This is a genomic window from Micromonospora sp. NPDC047738, from assembly GCF_040642675.1.
Lineage (GTDB): Bacteria > Actinomycetota > Actinomycetes > Mycobacteriales > Micromonosporaceae > Micromonospora.
On sequence record NZ_JBEYSO010000021.1, the window covers coordinates 106,542 to 124,489 of the forward strand.

At 73.5% G+C, this 17,948-nt stretch carries 15 protein-coding genes; all 15 read left to right on the forward strand.

Annotation, left to right across the window (positions count from 1 at the left end; all coding sequences use genetic code 11):
- Positions 1 to 152 precede the first annotated feature (152 nt).
- On the forward strand, positions 153 to 371 hold the full coding sequence (locus ABZ783_RS26990) for a thiazolylpeptide-type bacteriocin (RefSeq protein ID WP_241825274.1): 219 nt from the start codon (positions 153 to 155) through the stop codon (positions 369 to 371).
- Between the two features lie 76 nt (positions 372 to 447).
- On the forward strand, positions 448 to 633 hold the full coding sequence (locus ABZ783_RS26995) for a thiazolylpeptide-type bacteriocin (protein ID WP_046564718.1): 186 nt from the start codon (positions 448 to 450) through the stop codon (positions 631 to 633).
- Positions 634 to 734: 101 nt separating this feature from the next.
- On the forward strand, positions 735 to 2,699 hold the full coding sequence (locus tag ABZ783_RS27000; RefSeq protein WP_357442721.1) for a TOMM precursor leader peptide-binding protein: 1,965 nt from the start codon (positions 735 to 737) through the stop codon (positions 2,697 to 2,699).
- A 10-nt stretch (positions 2,700 to 2,709) separates the two neighbouring features.
- Entirely contained in the window at positions 2,710 to 4,359 is a 1,650-nt protein-coding gene (locus ABZ783_RS27005) for a nitroreductase family protein (RefSeq protein ID WP_357442723.1), read from the forward strand.
- Between the two features lie 38 nt (positions 4,360 to 4,397).
- Positions 4,398 to 7,178 (forward strand): lantibiotic dehydratase, encoded by a 2,781-nt coding sequence (locus ABZ783_RS27010; RefSeq protein WP_357442725.1) that lies wholly within the window; start codon positions 4,398 to 4,400, stop codon positions 7,176 to 7,178.
- Positions 7,175 to 8,224 carry a thiopeptide-type bacteriocin biosynthesis protein gene (locus ABZ783_RS27015; RefSeq protein WP_357442727.1) on the forward strand — a complete coding sequence of 350 codons (1,050 nt, stop codon included), beginning with the start codon at positions 7,175 to 7,177 and terminating at the stop codon, positions 8,222 to 8,224. The genes ABZ783_RS27010 and ABZ783_RS27015 overlap by 4 nt, the downstream gene beginning before the upstream one ends.
- Complete coding sequence (locus ABZ783_RS27020; protein WP_357442729.1) at positions 8,221 to 9,444, forward strand: M50 family metallopeptidase; 1,224 nt, start codon at positions 8,221 to 8,223, stop codon at positions 9,442 to 9,444. The genes ABZ783_RS27015 and ABZ783_RS27020 overlap by 4 nt, the downstream gene beginning before the upstream one ends.
- A gap of 59 nt (positions 9,445 to 9,503) precedes the next feature.
- Complete coding sequence (locus tag ABZ783_RS27025) at positions 9,504 to 10,700, forward strand: low temperature requirement protein A (protein ID WP_357442731.1); 1,197 nt, start codon at positions 9,504 to 9,506, stop codon at positions 10,698 to 10,700.
- A gap of 86 nt (positions 10,701 to 10,786) precedes the next feature.
- Positions 10,787 to 11,788, forward strand: coding sequence for an N-acetyl-gamma-glutamyl-phosphate reductase (gene argC, locus ABZ783_RS27030; RefSeq protein ID WP_357442791.1), 1,002 nt, complete (start codon positions 10,787 to 10,789; stop codon positions 11,786 to 11,788).
- A 76-nt stretch (positions 11,789 to 11,864) separates the two neighbouring features.
- Positions 11,865 to 13,037 carry a bifunctional glutamate N-acetyltransferase/amino-acid acetyltransferase ArgJ gene (argJ, locus tag ABZ783_RS27035; RefSeq protein WP_357442733.1) on the forward strand — a complete coding sequence of 391 codons (1,173 nt, stop codon included), beginning with the start codon at positions 11,865 to 11,867 and terminating at the stop codon, positions 13,035 to 13,037.
- A gap of 55 nt (positions 13,038 to 13,092) precedes the next feature.
- Positions 13,093 to 14,028, forward strand: a complete 936-nt coding sequence (argB, locus tag ABZ783_RS27040; RefSeq protein WP_357442735.1) for an acetylglutamate kinase — start codon at positions 13,093 to 13,095, stop codon at positions 14,026 to 14,028.
- Between the two features lie 55 nt (positions 14,029 to 14,083).
- Positions 14,084 to 15,304 (forward strand): acetylornithine transaminase, encoded by a 1,221-nt coding sequence (locus tag ABZ783_RS27045; RefSeq protein WP_357442737.1) that lies wholly within the window; start codon positions 14,084 to 14,086, stop codon positions 15,302 to 15,304.
- A complete protein-coding gene (gene argF, locus ABZ783_RS27050) occupies positions 15,301 to 16,230 on the forward strand; it encodes an ornithine carbamoyltransferase (RefSeq protein WP_357442739.1) in 930 nt (309 codons plus the stop codon). The genes ABZ783_RS27045 and argF overlap by 4 nt, the downstream gene beginning before the upstream one ends.
- Positions 16,227 to 16,742, forward strand: coding sequence for an arginine repressor (locus tag ABZ783_RS27055; RefSeq protein ID WP_073835312.1), 516 nt, complete (start codon positions 16,227 to 16,229; stop codon positions 16,740 to 16,742). Before argF ends, ABZ783_RS27055 begins: the two co-directional genes overlap by 4 nt.
- On the forward strand, positions 16,739 to 17,944 hold the full coding sequence (locus ABZ783_RS27060; protein WP_357442741.1) for an argininosuccinate synthase: 1,206 nt from the start codon (positions 16,739 to 16,741) through the stop codon (positions 17,942 to 17,944). Before ABZ783_RS27055 ends, ABZ783_RS27060 begins: the two co-directional genes overlap by 4 nt.
- The last annotated feature ends 4 nt before the right edge of the window (positions 17,945 to 17,948 follow it).

Here is a 17,948-nt window from a genome sequence, read left to right on the forward strand (position 1 = left end):
CTTCCAGTCCCCGGTGGGACGCCGCACGAACGACGCACCATCCGCCGCCGGCCCGGCCGGCGAGTAGCCCTGCGTGCCTCCGCTGGATCCACCGTGGTGGTGCGACGCGGACCCACCGACGACTGGCGCCACCGCGGCTCAAGGAGAGGCCCGTGCCGACACAACCCCCGACATCCGGCCTACTGCCCGACTCGGTCCGCAGCGAGCTGCGCGACCTGCAGACCGAGACGTTCGAGGTCGAGGACATCGCTGAGCTGTCCGCCGACCTGATGGACATCTGCAGCAGCAGCACGAGCACGTCCAGCTGCTCCAGCTGCAGCACGTCCAGTTGTTGCAGCTGCACCTCGTCGAGTTGCAGCAGCACCAGCTGAGCCACGGCGCCGCCGGTCGCTCCGGACGTCCGGCCGGCACCGCGGCCCTGATCGACCGAGGGGAGGTGGAAGGAAAATGCCGGAACTGACTGAGGAACTACGCGCGCTGGAGACGGAGACGTTCGAGATCGAGGACGTCGACGCCATCGACGCGATGGTCATGGACTGGTCCAGCTCCAGCTGTTCCTGCTCCAGCTGCTGCAGTTGCAGCACGTCCAGCTGCTGCAGCAGCAGCACCAGCACCGGATGCGGCGGCGGCTGACCCAGCCCAGCGCCGTAACCGCCCCCGCCGGCGGGCCACGTCGGCGGGGCGCCGGTCCCAATCTCATCAGCACAGGTCGCGACCGTAGACAGGTGAACCGCATGATCGTCGATGTCCGGACCACCTCCACCGGGTGGGACAGCAGCCTCAAGCAGCTCGGCGAGGCGTTCCACGAGCGACGCCAGGACCAGGCGCGGCAGCCCGCCCGCCCCGCCGCACTCGACGGGATCACCGTGCGGATCGCCGCCCTCGGCCTGACCGACGCCTACGCCGACGGCGGCGAGGGCCTGACCGGCGACGTGGTGCCGATCTGGCTGCACGGCGCGACCGCGCTGGTCGGGCCACGCTGGACGGACACCGACGACGCGGCGGGCGCCCAGCCCGGCCCGTGCCCGCTCTGCGTGCAGCGGCGCTGGCAGGCCATCCGGGTTCGCGACGAACGGCACGCCCTGGAGCACCAGGCCCGGGTCGGCACCGTGGCCCCGCTGCCCCACCTGACGCCGTTCGCGGTCGACGCGCTGTGGCAGCTCCTGCTGGACGCCTGCCGCCCCCAGGGCGACCGGCCCGGCGTCGGACGCCTGCGGCAGCTGCGGATGGACACCCTGGAGACCACCGTCGTCGAGGTGCTGGCCGACTCCGAGTGCCCGGCCTGCGCGACCGTCCGCCCGGACACCGCGGAAGCCGCGGTCATCCCGCTCACCAGCCGGCCCAAGCCGGACCCGTCCGCGTACCGGCTGCGGTCGGCCGGCGAGCTGGACCTCCCGGTCGCCGCGCTGGCGAACCCGGTCGCCGGGGCGCTGGGCGGCAGCGCCCTGCGCGCGTACAACGCCACCGCCACCGCGCCGGTGACCGGCTACTTCCGGATCCGCAGCCGCTACGACCTGCACGAGATGTGGTGGAGCGGGCACGCCAACAGCTACGGCAGCAGCGAGACGTACGCCCTGCTGGAGGGGCTGGAGCGGTATGCCGGCCAGTTCCCCCGGGCGCGGCGGACCACGGTCGTCGACAGCTACGCCAACCTGGCCCCGGACGCCCTCGACCCGGGCGGTCTGGGCTATCACCCGGCGTTCTACCACGGGCATGGGCTCTACTACGCCCCGTACTCGCCGGATGCGCCGATGCCCTGGGTCTGGGGTTACTCGCTGCGCGACCGCACCCCCCGGCTCGTGCCCGAGCAGCTCGTCTACTACCTGGACCGCCGCACCGACCACCGCAAGTTCGTCCAGGAGTGCTCCAACGGCTGCGCCAGCGGCAGCTGCCCCGAGGAGGCGCTGCTGCACGGCATGCTCGAACTCATCGAACGGGACGCCTTCCTGCTCGCCTGGTACGGCTCGGCCCGGCTGGCCGAGATCGACCCGAGCACCTGCCGGGACGAGCGGGTGCACTTCATGCTCGACCGGGTGGACCTGCTCGGCTACGACATCCGGCTCTTCGACACCCGCGCGGACCTGCCCGTCCCGGTGGTCACCGCGGTCGCGGTCAAGCGCGGCGACGGGCTCGGTCAGCTCTGCTTCGCCGCCGGCGCCAGCCTCGACCCGGACGACGCGGTCCGCGCCGCGGTCTGCGAGACCGCCTCCTACGTGCCCGGCTTCGACGAACGGGTCGCCGCCAGCGAGCCGGAGCTGCGCGAGATGACCCGGGACTACACCAAGGTCACCGAGCTGAGCCACCACGCCCTGCTCTACGGGCTGCCGGAGATGACCCGCCACGCCGCGTTCCTCTTCGACGACCCGCCACTGCGGTCGATGAGCGAGCTGTACGGCGACTGGCTGGCGGCCCGGCCGAACCACGACGACCTGCGGGCCGACATGGAGTACCTCACCGGGCTGATCGCCGGGCTCGGCGGCGACGTCGTCGCGGTCGACCAGACCTGCCCGGAGCAGGAGGTCGCCGGGGTGCACACGATGGCCGTGGTGGCGCCCGCCCTGGTCCCCATCGACTTCGGTTGGCAGCGGCAGCGGGTGCTCTGGAGCGACCGGCTGGAGCGCCACCTGGCCCGGGGCACGCACGGACCCGACCGGCTCGGTGCCACCGGCCGCAACCCCCACCCGCACCCCTTCCCGTAGGAGCACCGACATGCAGCAGGAGGCCCTCGAGGTCGTCCGGGAGTACGCGCAGGCGGTGTTCCGCCGGGCCCGGGTCCCGATGGAACCGCTCAACTACGAGGTGGACTGGGCCGACCAGCCCTCCCGGCACACCAGCTACCCCGACGCCCCCCGGGTGCCGCTGCCGGTGGCGCTGCCCGACCTGCCCACCCTGCGCGACCTGTTCACCGGGGAGCACCTGCCGCCGCCCGGGGGCTGGACGCTGGACCGCCTGGCCACGCTGCTGCGCCTGTCGTACGGGGTGCTCGACCGGCGGCTGACCGTGAACTGGAACCAGGACCTGGCCAAGCGGGCGCACTTCGAGCACGCCGTCTGGGGGCGGGGCACCGCCTCCGGCGGGGGCATGTACCCGGTGGAGCTCTTCCTGGTCGCCGGGCCCTCCGCGCCGCTGCTGCCGGGGGTCTACCACTACGGCACCGGCCAGCACGTGCTGGAGCGGCTGCTGCTCGGCGACGTCAGCGGCACGGTCCGCGCCGCCGTCGGCGATCCGGCGGGCGGTGTGGACAGCTTCCTGGTGGCGAGCATCCGGTTCTGGAAGAACTCATTCAAGTACAACAGCTTCTGCTACCACGTGGTCACCCAGGACCTCGGTGCCCTGCTGGGCTCCTGGGACCTGCTCGCGCGCGGGCTCGGCGTGCCGCTGCCCCGGCTGCTCGGCTTCGATCCGGCGCCGGTGGACCGGCTGCTCGGCTTCGACAGCGACCGGGAGAGCGCCTTCGCGGTCGTACCCCTGAACTGGGCCGGCGCTGCCCCGGACGCCGGCGCCGACACCGCCCCCGACGGCGGTCGTGAGGGCGGAAGCGGACCCACCGGGGAGCGGCCGGCGCAGCCCCGGGTCCGGTACCCGGCGTTCGAGCGGTCCCGCCGGTTGCGGGAGTTCCCGGCCGTGACCGAGGTGCACCGGGCGGCGGCGGCCCCGGCCACCCCGGCCCCGGACGCCCTGGCGGACGCCGCGCCCCGCGAACTGCCCGGCGAACCGCGGGCCCTGCCCGCGCCGGAGCTGGCCCGGCTGGCGCGTCCCCTGTCGACGGTGCTGGCTACCCGGTCCAGCAGCTTCGGCCGGTTCCGCCGGCCGCCCGAGCTGACCGCTGCCGAACTCGGCACCACCCTCGCCTTCGCCACCGCGGGCCGGCACCACCCGGCCGACGCCGGGCTGCCCGCGGACGCGCCGGCCCTCACCCGCCTCTGGGTCTTCGCGAACCACGTCGATGGCCTCGACGCCGGTACCTACGCCTACTGCTCCCGGCGGCACGTGCTGCTGCCCGCCGCGCCCGAGCCCGACGGTGGGATGTCCGCCTTCCTGCAGCAGCAGTACTTCCTCACCAACTACACGATGGGGCAGGTCGGGGCGGTGCTGGCGATCGCCGGCCGGCTGGACGCGGTGCTCGACGCCGTCGGCCCGCGCGGCTACCGCATCCTCAACGCCGAGATCGGCGCCGTCGCCCAGCGGGCGTACTGCGCGGCCACGGCCCAGCGCCTGGGCTGCGGCGCGGTGCTGGGCTTCGACAACGTCGCCATGGACGAGGCCCTCGGCCTGACCGGGACCGACGAACGGACCGTGTTGTTCCTGCTGCTCGGGCGGCATCCGGACGCCACCGCCGACCTGATGTACCGGCTGTGACCACCCGCCTCGCGAAGACGTCGACGAAGGAGAGACCCGTGACCGTTTCCCTGCCCGCGCCAGCGGTCACCGAGCTGTCCTGGCGGATGCCGGAGGTGTTCATGCTCCGCACCGCCGGCCTGCCGCTGGAGGTCGCCGACCGGCTCGCCTTCGACCGCAGCGCCGCCTGGGCCCGCCGCGTCCTGGACCTGGAGGACCGGCTGCGGGCGACCGGGCCGCCGCTGGCCGACGCGCTGCAGGAGGCGGTGGCCCGCAACCTGGACGACGACCAGCTGCGGCGGCGGCTGATCCGGCTGCGCCGGGACGTCTGGAACCTCCGCCGGCCCGCTCCCGCCGACCCCGGGGCCTGGCCGGCCGGTCCGCTCGGCGGGGACACGCACCGGATGCTGGTCGGCTGGCTGGAGACCTTCGCCGCGTACCGGCGGGAGTTGGCCGACGGCGCGGCGCTGCTGGACGGTGAGCTGGCGGAACGCCGGGCCGTGCTGCACGAGCTGGCCGAGGATCCCGACCTGCGCGGCGGCATCCTGCTCGCGTCCCCCTCGCTGGACCAGTACCTGCCCGCGTACCTCGCCGGACCGGGCCGGCTCGGCAAGCGGGCCCGGCGGGTGGAACGGTCGCTGCTGGAGTACGCGCTGCGCACCACCGCCAAGACCAGCCCGTTCAGCCGGCTGACCACGGTCAACGTCGGCACCTTCGGCTCGGGCGCCGGCGCGCTGCTCGACGCCGTGCCGATGATCGAGCGGAGCGAGGAGACGAAGCGGGGCGTGGCCCGGCTGAACCTGGCCGCGCTGGGCCGGTTGTCGGCCATCGTGCTCGCCGACGAGGGGCTGCGAGCGGACCTGCCGGTCGCCCTCACCACCGGCTGGCGCATCGAGCGTGGCCGGCTGCGTTACCTGCGCCGGCGGCGGACCAGTTCGGAGGACGGCGAGGCCGCGATCACCCTGGAGTCGATCCACGAGTCGCTGTTCGTGCTGCCCACCGGCCGGGTGCTGCACGACATCCTGGCCGCGCTCGACGGCGGCCGGGCCCGGCGGATGGCCGACCTGGTCGCCGAACTGGCCACCGCCGACCGCCCCGCCGCGGAGATCGCGCAGTACCTGCACCACCTGCTGCGGGTGGGCCTGCTGGTGGTGCCGAACCTGCACCTGGACATCCACGCCGACGACCCGGTCGAGGGCTACCGGCGGGCACTGCGGGAGATCGGCCGCGACTGGGCGGACCGGCTCGCCGAGCGGGTCGGCACCGTCAACCGGCTCGCCGCCGGCTATCCCGACCAGGACGTGGCCGGCCGCCGCCGGGTGCTCGCCGACATCCGGCGGGAGCTGGTCGCGGCCCACGCGGATCTCGGCCGCGCCGACGTCCCGGCCCCCCGGACCCTGGTGTACGAGGATGCGACCCTGCGCACCCGGGTGCCGGTCACGGCCGACCGGGGCCGCTGGGAGCGGGACGTCCTGCCCGGCCTGCGGGCGCTGGCCCGGATCATGCCGGTGTTCGACATCAACCTGCCGCGTCGGCTGGCCACGAAGGGCTTCTTCCGGGCCCGCTACGGGGCCGGTGGCCGCTGCGACGACCTGCTCACCTTCGCCCACGAGTTCCAGCAGGACTTCTTCGAGCACTACTCCGGCCGGATGATGCGCCGCCGGGCGTTCGACGCCGACAACGCGTACGTGCGGCAGGAGAACTGGTTCCGGCAGGAGGAGATCACCGCGCTGGACGACGCCCGGATCGAGGTGGCCCGGCGGGTGAACGAGGCGTACGACCGGTTGCCGGCCGGCGCCGAGGAGCTGCGGCTGGACGACGACTTCATGGCGGACGTCGCCGCCATGGTGCCGGAGACGCTCGGCACGCTCGACCCCCGGTCGTTCTTCCTCCAGCTCGCCGACCAGGGCGACCGGCACCGGGTGGTGGTCAACCGGATCTACTCCGGCATGACGCTGCTGTTCTCCCGGTTCGCCCACCTCTTCGCCGACCAGGACCTCGCCGGCACGCTCCGCGCCGAGCTGGCCCGGCTGCAGCCGCCGGGCGCGGTGCTCGCCGAGCTGAAGGGCGGGTACGACGCCACCAACCTGAACCTGCACCCGGCGGTCACCCCGTACGAGCTGGTCTGCCCCGGGGAGATCAGCTTCCGGCCGGCCGGCGAGCAGATCCACATGGACGACCTCAGCGTCGAACACGACCCGGTCGCCGACCGGCTGCTGCTGCGCTCGCGCCGGCTCGACGCCGAGGTCATCCCGGTCTACCTGGGCTTCCTGCTGCCGATGGCGCTGCCCGAGGTGCAGCAGGTGCTGCTCACCTTCGCCTACCTGGGCATGGCCCAGCCGGACCTGTGGGCCGGCACCACCGTGCCGCTGCCCGGTCGCGGCATCGCCGGGTACCCGCGCATCGTGCACGGCGACCTGGTGCTGCAACGGCGGATGTGGAAGCTGCACCCGGACCACCTGCCGCCGGCGCGTACCCCGGAGCAGAGCGACGCCGACTGGTTCCTGCGCTGGCAGCGGTGGCGGCGCGACAACGGCCTGCCCCGGCGGGTCTTCGCCACGCCGGAGGGCACCCGGCTCACCCCGGCCGCCGGTGACGACGGCCAGCCCGGGGCGCAGCCGGGCGGCCGGCCGGACCACAAGCCGCTCTACGTCGACTTCGACAGCCACTTCTGCCTGCAGTTGCTGGAGGCGACCGGACGGGGGGCGGGCAGCCGCCTGGTGCTCACCGAGATGTTGCCGGACCGCGACGAGCAGGTGCTCCGCGGCCCCGGTGGCAGCCACGTCACCGAACTGACGGTGGAACTCAACGGCGTCCGCGCCGGAAAGGTGGACCGATGACCCACTTCCCCTCCCCGGTGGAGCACGGCTGGCTCAGCGTCCACGTCTTCTACGCCAGCAACGCCAACCCGATGCTCGTCGAGGGCGTCCGCCCGCTGGTGGACGAGCTACGGGCCGAGGGGCTGATCAGCCGGTACTTCTTCATCAAGTACTGGATGGAGGGGCCGCACGTGCGGCTGCGGGTGCTGCCGGCGCCGGGCGTCGACCCGGCGGTGGTCCGGGCGCGGGTGGACGAGGCGATCGAGGCGTTCCTACGCCGCCGTCCCGCCCTCTACGAGGTGGACAGCGAGGGGCTTGGCGACCTGTACAAGCAGATGTTCCTCGCCGAGTACGGCCGGCAACGGTGGGACGAGGAGTACGGGCCGGACGGCGTGATGCCGATGCGGGCGAACAACAGCTACCACCACATCGCGTACGAGCGGGAGTACGGCCGCTACGGCGGACCGGCCGGGATCGAACTCGCCGAGTGGCACTTCGAACACTCCAGCGACGTGGTGCTGGACCTGCTGGCCACCACCAACGTGCACGTCCGTCCGGTGCTGCTCGGGCTCTCCGCCCAGCTGAGCATGATGATGTGCGCGGTGTTCCTCGCCGACGACCGGCGCATCGCCGACTTCCTCGACGAGTACCGCCGGTTCTGGGAGGTCTCCTACTCCGAGCCGAGCGACGAGTACCACGCCAGCTTCGACACCAGCTACCAGCGGATGGACGTCGCGTTGCGCGGGCGCCTGGCGCAGATCCGCGCGGCCGCCCGGGACGGGGCCGACGTCCGGCCCGGGGGTGTGGAGGGCCGCTGGTCGGCGCACTGCCGGCAGCTGCGGGACCGGGTCGTCGCCGCCGTCGAACAGGGTGACCTGGTGTTCCAGCGCGGCGGCGGCGAACCCACCCCGGTCCGCGACCTCGACGTCGCGCTGCCCATCCTGCTCAGCTCGTACCTGCACATGACGAACAACCGGCTCGGCGTGAGCATCCTCGACGAGATCTACCTGTCGTACGTGATGCGGACCGCGCTCCTCGACGACGTCGCTCCGGCCGGTCCGCGATGACCACGGTGGACGCGACCTGGACCCGGCCCCGGCTGCGGGCCGGGATCGTGCTCGGCCCGGGCCAGTGGCGGGGGGAGAAGCTCGTCCACCACGTCAAGGACCCGGAGACCGGCTGGTACTACCGGGTCGGGCCGCGCGAGCACTTCCTGCTGTCCCGGATGGACGGCACCCGGACGCTCGACGACCTGGCCACCGAGTACGCCGCCGCGTTCCGGCGGCGGCTCGGGCCGGAGAACTGGCAGCAGCTCTTCGGCATGCTGCACAAGCGGCAACTGCTCGACGGCGCCACCGATCCGGAGGCCGTCGCCCGGCTCACCGCGGCGGCCGCCGAGGGCGCGGCCAAGACCCGGCGCGGCCCGCTGTCGGCCCGTTGGCCGCTGTACGACCCGGACCGGTTCTTCGACCGGCTGCTGCCCCGGCTGGCACCGCTGTTCACCTGGTGGTTCGTGCTGCCGGCGCTGCTGGTCGTGCTGGCGGTCGCCGGGTACGTGGCGCTGCACCTGCCGGTGCTGCTCGACGTGGTCGCCCGGGGCGACCGCCCGCTCCCCGCGATCCTGGCCGCCGTGGTGATCACCTGGGTGATCGTCTTCCTGCACGAGTGCGCCCACGGGCTGACCTGCCGGCACTTCGGCGGGCGCGGCACCGAGATCGGCGTGATGTGGCGCTTCCCGCTGCTGGCCCCGTACTGCAAGGTCGACGACATCGTGCTGTTCACCCCGCGCCGGCGGGTGGCGACCGCGTTCGCCGGCGTGTTCGTCAGCATGCTGGCGCTGGTGCCGTTCGCCGCCATCCGGCTCTGGGGTACGCCCGGGGCACTCTACGACCTGGCCGGCACGATGCTGCTCTTCGGCACCGCGACCGCCGCCCTCAACCTGGTGCCCTTTCTCCGGCTCGACGGCTACTACATGCTCAGCCACGCGCTGAACCTCGGCGACCTGCGGACCGACAGCTACCGGTTCTACGGCCGGCTGCTGCGCCAGGGCCCGAGCGCGGTCCGTGGCTACCGGCCCCGGGACCGGGTGGCGTACGCCCTCTACGGTCTCGCCTCCCTGGCGTTCGCGGTGACGGTGCTGACGTTGCTGGTGCGCTACTGGTACGTCTCGCTGGCCGGCTGGGTGGGCCCCGGGTGGGCTGTCGCCATCCTGGTCACGGAGGCGGTGCTGCTGATGGCCCTGGCCGCCCGCCTCGCCCGCCGGCGCACCCGGAATCCCTCGACCTGACGCTCGCTGCGCGACGGCGTGGAATACTGCCCGAAAGGGGAAAAGTAGGGCAGATCTGTATGGTCGTGCGGGGTGGGGCGGCTGAGCTGCCGGGGAGCCGCCAGCCCCCGCAGCGGGCGGGCTTCGTCGAACTGCTCTTCGACGTGGTGCTGGTCTTCGCCCTCACCCGCCTCTCCGACCGCCTGGTCCACCAGCTCGACTGGCACGGCTTCTACTCGGCGCTGGTGCTCACCCTGGCCATCTGGTGGCTCTGGTACCGGATGGCCTGGACGGCCAACCGGTACGACCCCACCCGTCCGATGATCCAGGTCATGGTCATCGTGACCATGCTCGGCGCCCTGTTGATGGGCGCCGCGTTGCCGGCGGCGTTCGAGGCTTACGGGGCCGTCTTCGCGGGGGTCTACGTCGCCGTCGAGGTGTTTCGGCATCTCTGGCTCGTGCTGTTCGGCGGGGACGGCTACGCGCGGGGGGTCAGCATCCGGATCCTCTTCTGGGCGTGCATCTCGGCGGTCCCGTGGCTCGCCGGGATCTTCGCCCACGGCGACGTCCGGCTGGTCCTGTGGACCGTGGCGGTCCTCATCGACTACGTCGGCGGGCTGCTCGACTTCCCGACCCCCTGGCTCGGCCGCGCGGGACTGCGCGGTCAGCCGATCGCCGAGGAGCACCTGACGGAGCGCTACCGGCAGGTGCTCATCATCGCCTTCGGGGAAACCATCCTGACCTCCGGCATCCAGATCAGCCCGTACGGCTTCCAGCGCGAGCGGACGGCCGCGCTGCTGGTGGCGTTCGTGATCACCGTGCTGCTCTGGCAGATCTACTACTACCGGGCAGGCGAGTTGCTCCCTGCCGCCCTCGCGTCGTCCCGGGCCCCGGCCTATGTCGGTGAGCTCGCGTCGTACGCGCACCTGATCATGGTGGTCGGCGTCGCGGTCAGCGCCGTGGGGGACCGGCTGATCATCGCGGAACCCTTCGGCGAGACCAAGCCGTCGCGGTTCCTGGTCATCCTCGGCGGCCCGGCGCTGTTCCTGGTCGGCCGGTCGATGCTCGACTACGCCGCCTTCAGTCGCGTCTCCTGGTCGCGGCTGATCGGGCTCGCGCTGCTCGCGGTCCTAGTCCCGGTGGCGCACGCGATGCCACCCCTGCTGGTGGCCCTGGCCGCGGCCCTGGTGCTGGTCGGCGTCGCCACCGCCAACGTGATCTCCTGGCGGCTGTACCCGAGGGAGGCGGCGCCCCCCGACGTGCCGCCGCGGGCCTGACGGCAGGTTCATGCAGTCGTCTGTATGAACTTGCAGCGCAGCGCCGATCCTGCTAGCCTGCTATGCATAGTCATGCGGAGGTGAGTATGGGTATCCGGGTCGCGGTCGCCGGGGCGAGTGGGTACGCCGGTGGTGAGCTGCTGCGTCTGCTCGCCGGGCACCCTGAGCTCGACCTCGTCGCGGCCACCGCCCACTCGCAGGCCGGCCGGCCCGTCGCCGCCATACACCCGCAGCTCGCCGGGCTGGACCTGGTGTTCGGGGCGACCGAGCCGGCCACCCTGGCCGACGCGGACCTGGTCTTCCTGGCCCTGCCGCACGGCCAGTCGGCGGCCCTCGCCGCGGCGCTCCCCGCCACCGTCAAGGTGGTCGACCTCGGCGCTGACCACCGGCTGCGTGACGCGGACGCCTGGTCCCGCTACTACGGCGGCCCGCACGCCGGGGCCTGGACCTACGGGCTGCCGGAGCTGCCCGGCCAGCGGGCCGTGATCGCCGCGGCGACCCGGGTGGCCAGCACCGGCTGCTACGCGGTGGCCACCACCCTCGCCCTCGCCCCGCTGATCGCCGCCGGCGCGGTCCACCCCGCCGACGTGGTGGTGGTCGCCGCCTCCGGCACCTCCGGCGCCGGCCGGGCCGCCAAGGCCCACCTGCTCGGCAGCGAGGTGATGGGCGACCTGTCGCCCTACAAGGTCGGCGCCCACCAGCACGTGCCGGAGATCAAGCAGGCCACCGGGGCGACCGGCCTCTCCTTTACCCCGGTGCTCGCCCCCATGCCCCGGGGCATCCTCGCCACGGTCACCGCCGTCCCCACCGGCGACGCCGACCCGCGCGCGGTGCTGGCGCGGGCGTACGCGGGCGCGCCCTTCGTGCACGTGCTGCCCGAGGGGGCGTGGCCGCACACCGCCGCCACCGCCGGCTCGAACTCGTGCCACCTCCAGGCCACCGTCGATGTCGACTCCGGCCGGGTGATCGTGGTCAGCGCCATCGACAACCTGGGCAAGGGCGCGGCCGGCCAGGCCGTGCAGAACGCCAACCTGATGCTCGGCCTCCCCGAGACCACCGGACTCCCCGTCTTCGGAGTAGCCCCATGAGCGAGCGTAGCGAGCGAATCAGCACGCACAGCCCGGCGCGGCGTCATGCCGCGCCTGCGCGGAGCGGAGGCGCGGCATGACCGTCACCACCCCCCGGGGCTTTCGGGCCGCCGGTGTCGCCGCCGGCCTCAAGGCCAGCGGCGCCGGCGACGTCGCCCTGGTCCTCAACGACGGCCCCGACGCCGGGGTGGCCGCCGTCTTCACCGCCAACCGGGTCAAGGCCGCCCCCGTGCTCTGGACCCAGCAGGTCGTCCGGGGCGGCGTGGTCCGCGCCGTGGTCCTCAACTCCGGCGGGGCGAACGCCTGCACCGGCCCGGCCGGCTTCCAGGACACCCACGCCACCGCCGAGCACACCGCCACCGTGCTCACCGCCAGCAGCCCCCGGCTGATGCTCGGCGCCGGTGAGGTCGCCGTCTGCTCGACCGGCCTGATCGGTGAGCGGCTCCCGATGGACAAACTCCTGCCCGGCGTCCGCGCCGCGGTCCGCGGGCTGTCCCGCGAGGGCGGCCAGCCGGCCGCCGAGGCGATCATGACGACCGACACCCGGCCCAAGACCACCGTGGCCGGCGGCAGCGGCTGGACCGTCGGCGGCATGGCAAAGGGCGCCGGCATGCTCGCCCCGGCGATGGCCACCATGCTCTGCGTGCTCACCACCGACGCGGTGGCCGGGCCGGAGACCCTCGACGCCGCGCTGCGGGCCGCCACCCGGGTCACCTTCGACCGGATCGACTCGGACGGCTGCATGAGCACCAACGACACGGTGCTGCTGCTGGCCAGCGGTGCGTCCGGGATCGCGCCCACCGAGGCGGAGCTGACCGCCGCGGTCACCGCCGCCTGCCACGACCTGGCCCAGCAGCTCATCGCCGACGCCGAGGGCGCCACCAAGCAGATCGCCATCGACGTGGTCGGCGCCGCCACCGAGGAGGACGCGGTCGAGGTCGGCCGCTCGGTGGCCCGGAACAACCTGGTCAAGACCGCGCTGTTCGGCAACGACCCGAACTGGGGCCGGATCCTCGCCGCGGTCGGCACCACCGCCGCCGTCTTCGAGCCGGACGGGGTGGACGTCGCGGTCAACGGGGTGTGGGTGTGCCGGAGCGGTGCGGCCGCCGAGGATCGCGCCAAGGTGGACCTCACCGGCCGGGACGTCACCATCCGGATCGACCTGCACGCGGGCGAGGCCGCCGCGACGATCTGGACCAACGACCTGTCGCACGCGTACGTGCACGAGAACTCGGCGTACTCGACGTGAGCGCGAGGAACGCAGCGGAGCGGAGTCCCGCAGTCGCGAACGAAAGGCCGGCGCAGTGAGCCTCACCGCGGACCTCACCCGGGCCCAGGGCAAGGCCGAGACGCTGATCGAGGCCCTGCCCTGGCTGGCCCGCTTCTCCGGTGCCACCGTCGTGGTCAAGTACGGCGGCAACGCCATGGTCGACCCCGAGTTGCAGCGTGCCTTCGCCGCCGACATGGTCTTCCTCCGGTACGCCGGCCTCAAGCCGGTCGTCGTGCACGGCGGCGGGCCGCAGATCTCCGCCATGCTCGGCCGGCTCGGCATCGCCAGCGAGTTCAAGGGCGGCCTGCGGGTCACCACCCCCGAGGCGATGGACGTCGTGCGGATGGTCCTCGTGGGGCAGGTCGGCCGGGAGCTGGTCGGCCTGATCAACGCGCACGGCCCGTTCGCGGTCGGCCTCTCCGGCGAGGACGCCGGGCTGTTCACCGCGGTGCGCCGCCCGGCGTACGTGGACGGGGAGCCGGTCGACGTCGGCCAGGTCGGCGACGTGGAGTCGGTGGACGTGTCGGCGGTCGCCGACCTCATCGCCGCCGGCCGGATCCCGGTGATCTCCACGGTCGCGCCGGACGCCGACGGTGTGCTGCACAACCTCAACGCCGACACCGCCGCTGCCGCGCTGGCGGTCGCCCTGGACGCCCGCAAGCTGGTGGTCCTCACCGACGTCGCCGGCCTCTACGCCGACTGGCCGGACACGTCCAGCCTGGTCAGCGAGATCAGCACCGACGAGCTGGCGAAGCTGCTGCCGTCCCTGGAATCGGGAATGGTCCCGAAGATGGAGGCCTGCCTGCGGGCGGTGGGCGGCGGAGTGCCCGCCGCGCACGTCGTCGACGGCCGGGTCGCCCACTCCACGCTGCTCGAGGTCTTCACCTCAGAAGGTTTCGGCACGATGGTCGTGAGCGCGAGGAGTGAGCTTGCGAGCCCCGCAGTCGCGAACGAAAGGGGAGCCCGGTGAGCGCGAGGAGCGAGCCCGCGAGCCCCGCAGTCGCGAACAAGGAAGGCAAGGTCGGATGAGCACGCTGGTGGAGCGCTGGGGCGCGGCCATGATGGACAACTACGGCACCCCGCCGCTCGCGCTCGTCTCCGGCTCCGGCGCGGTCGTGGTCGACGAAGCCGGCCGGGAGTACGTCGACCTGCTCGGCGGCATCGCGGTCAACGCCCTCGGCCACGCCCACCCGGCAGTGGTGGCCGCCGTGTCCAAGCAGGTCGCCACCCTCGGGCACGTCTCCAACCTGTTCGTCGCCGAGCCGCCGGTCGCCCTCGCCGAGCTGCTGCTGGCCCTCGCCGGCCGGCCCGGGCGGGTGTTCTTCGCCAACTCCGGCGCCGAGGCGAACGAGGCCGCGTTCAAGCTCTCCCGGCTCACCGGGCGCAGCCACGTGGTCGCCACCCAGGGCGGCTTCCACGGCCGGACCATGGGCGCCCTGGCGCTCACCGGCCAGCCGGCCAAGGCCGACCCCTTCCGCCCGCTTCCCGGTGACGTCACCCACGTGCCGTACGGCGACGCCGCGGCCCTGGCGGCCGCCGTCACCGACGCCACCGCCATGGTGATCATCGAGCCGATCCAGGGCGAGAACGGCGTCGTCGTCCCGCCGCCCGGCTACCTGGCCGAGGCGCGGCGGATCACCGCCGCCCACGGCGCCCTGCTGGTGCTCGACGAGGTGCAGACCGGCGTCGGCCGCACCGGGCACTGGTTCGCCCACCAGGCCGAGGGCGTCGAGCCGGACCTGGTCACGCTCGCCAAGGGACTCGGCGGGGGCCTGCCCATCGGCGCCTGCCTGGCCTTCGGCCGGGCCGCCGAGCTGCTCGGCCCCGGCTCCCACGGCACCACCTTCGGCGGCAACCCGGTCAGCTGCGCGGCCGCCCTCGCGGTGATCTCGACGATCGCCAGCGAGGGGCTGCTCGACCACGTCAAGCGGATCGGGGAGCGGCTACGGCGGGGGATCGAGGCGCTCGGCCACCCGCTCGTCGCCGAGGTACGCGGCGCCGGCCTGCTGCTCGGCGTCGTGCTCGACCAGCCGGTGGCCGGCGCGGTGGCGACCGCGCTGCGCGACGCCGGCTTCCTGGTCAACCCGGTGCAGCCCGGCGTGGTCCGGCTCGCCCCGCCGCTGATCCTCAGCGCCGCACAGGTCGACGCCTTCCTCGCCGCCCTCCCGGCCGCGCTCGACGCCGCCGCGCCCGCCCCGGCGATCCCCGCCGAGGGTGCCCCGACCACGACGGAGGTCCCCGCATGATCCGGCACTTCCTGCGGGACGACGACCTCTCGCCCGCCGAGCAGTTGGCCGTGCTCGACCTCGCGGCCCGGATGAAGGCGGACCGCTTCGGCCACCAGCCCCTCGCCGGGCCGCGGTCGGTGGCGGTGCTCTTCGACAAGCAGAGCCTGCGCACCCGGTTCTCGTTCGACGTGGGCATCGCCGAGCTGGGCGGGCACCCGCTCGTGGTGGACACCCAGGTCACCCACTTCGGGCGGGGCGAGACCCTGGCCGACGCCGGTCGGGTGCTCTCCCGCTACGTGGCCGCGATCGTGCTGCGGACCCACGGCGACGACCGGATCGCCGAGGTCGCCGCGCACGCCACCGTGCCGGTGGTCAACGCGCTCACCGACGCGTACCACCCCTGCCAGCTCCTCGCCGACCTGCTCACCGTCCGCGAGCGGTTCGGCGCCACCGCCGGACGGACCCTCGCGTACGTCGGGGACGCGGCGAACAACATGGCGCATTCCTATCTGCTGGCCGGGGCGACCGCCGGGATGCACGTCCGGATCGCCGGGCCGGCCGGGTTCCAGCCCGACCCGGAGGTGGTCGCCCGGGCCGAGAAGATCGCCGCCGGCACCGGCGGATCGGTCCGCGTGCTCACCGACCCGGTCGAGGCGGTCCGCGCCGCCGACGTGATCGCCACCGACACCTGGACCTCCATGGGTCAGGAGTCCGACGGCCTCGACCGGACCACCCCGTTCCTGCCGTACCAGGTCAACGACGCGCTGCTCGGCCACGCCGCGGCCGACGTCATCGTGCTGCACTGCCTGCCCGCCCACCGGGGCGAGGAGATCACCGACGAGGTGCTCGACGGGCCGCGCAGCGCCGTCTTCGACCAGGCGGAGAATCGCCTGCACGCCCAGAAGGCGCTGCTGACGTTTCTCCTGGAGGCATCAACCCCATGACCGCCCCGCTGACCCGCGCCGCCCGGCACGCCCGCATCGTCGAGCTGATCCGCGACCGGGCCATCCACTCGCAGACCGAGCTGGCCGACCTGCTCGCCGGCGACGGCATCCAGGTCACCCAGGCCACCCTCTCCCGGGACCTCAAGGAGTTGGGGGCGGTCACCGCGCGCGGCGGCGACGGGCGGGGCGTCTACCTGATCCCGGAGGACGGCCACCGGCCGCTGCGCGAGGCCGAGGCCGCCCCGGCCCGGCTCGTCCGGCTGCTGCGCGAGCTGCTCAACGGGGTCGACTCCAGCGGCAACATCGCCGTGCTGCGCACCCCGCCGGGCGCAGCCCACTATCTGGCCAGCGCGTTGGACCGAGCGGGCCTGCCCGAGGTCGTCGGCACCATCGCCGGCGACGACACCATCCTCGTCGTGGCCCGCGAGGCCGTCGGCGGCGCCGCGTTGGGCGACAAGCTCGCCGCGTGGGCCCGCCGGGAAGAGAACGTTGAAGGGAGCACCACACCATGACCGAGCGGGTCGTCCTGGCGTACTCCGGGGGTCTCGACACCTCCGTCGCCATCCCGTACCTGGCCGAGCAGACCGGCGCCGAGGTGATCGCGGTAGCGGTCGACGTCGGCCAGGGCGGCGAGGACATGAACGTCATCCGGCAGCGGGCGCTGGACTGCGGCGCCGCCGAGTCCGAGGTGGTCGACGCGCGCGACGAGTTCGCCGCCGAGTACTGCCTGCCGGCGATTCGCGCCAACGCCCTCTACATGGACCGCTACCCGCTGGTCTCCGCGCTGTCCCGGCCGCTGATCGTCAAGCACCTGGTGGCCGCGGCGAAGAAGCACGGCGGCACCATCGTGTCGCACGGCTGCACCGGCAAGGGCAACGACCAGGTCCGCTTCGAGGTCGGCCTCGGTGCGCTCGCCCCCGACCTGAAGATCATCGCCCCGGCCCGGGACTTCGCCTGGACCCGGGACAAGGCGATCGCCTTCGCCGAGGAGAAGGGGCTGCCGATCGACGTGTCGGCCAAGTCGCCGTACTCCATCGACCAGAACCTGTGGGGCCGCGCGGTCGAGACCGGCTTCCTGGAGGACATCTGGAACGGCCCGATCGAGGACCTCTACTCCTACACCTCCGACCCCAGCGAGCCGCGGGACGCCGACGAGGTCGTCATCACCTTCGACGCCGGCGTGCCGGTCGCCATCGACGGCGAGACCGTCACCCCGTACCAGGCGATCCTGGAGCTCAACCGGCGGGCCGGCGCCCAGGGCATCGGCCGGCTCGACATGGTCGAGGACCGGCTGGTCGGCATCAAGAGCCGCGAGGTGTACGAGGCGCCCGGCGCGATCGCCCTGATCACCGCCCACCAGGAGCTGGAGAACGTCACCGTCGAGCGGGACCTGGCCCGGTTCAAGCGCGGCGTCGACCAGCGCTGGGGCGAGCTGGTCTACGACGGCCTCTGGTTCTCGCCGCTGAAGAACGCCCTCGACGCGTTCATCGACGACGCCCAGCAGCACGTCTCCGGCGAGGTGCGGCTCACCCTGCACGGCGGCCGGGCCACCGTCACCGGCCGGCGCTCCGAGGCCAGCCTGTACGACTTCGGCATGGCCACCTACGACACCGGCGACACCTTCGACCAGTCCCTCGCGAAGGGCTTCGTGCAGCTGTGGGGCCTGCCCAGCCGGATGGCCGCCGCGCGGGACGCCCGGCTGGGTGGCGCCTGATCGT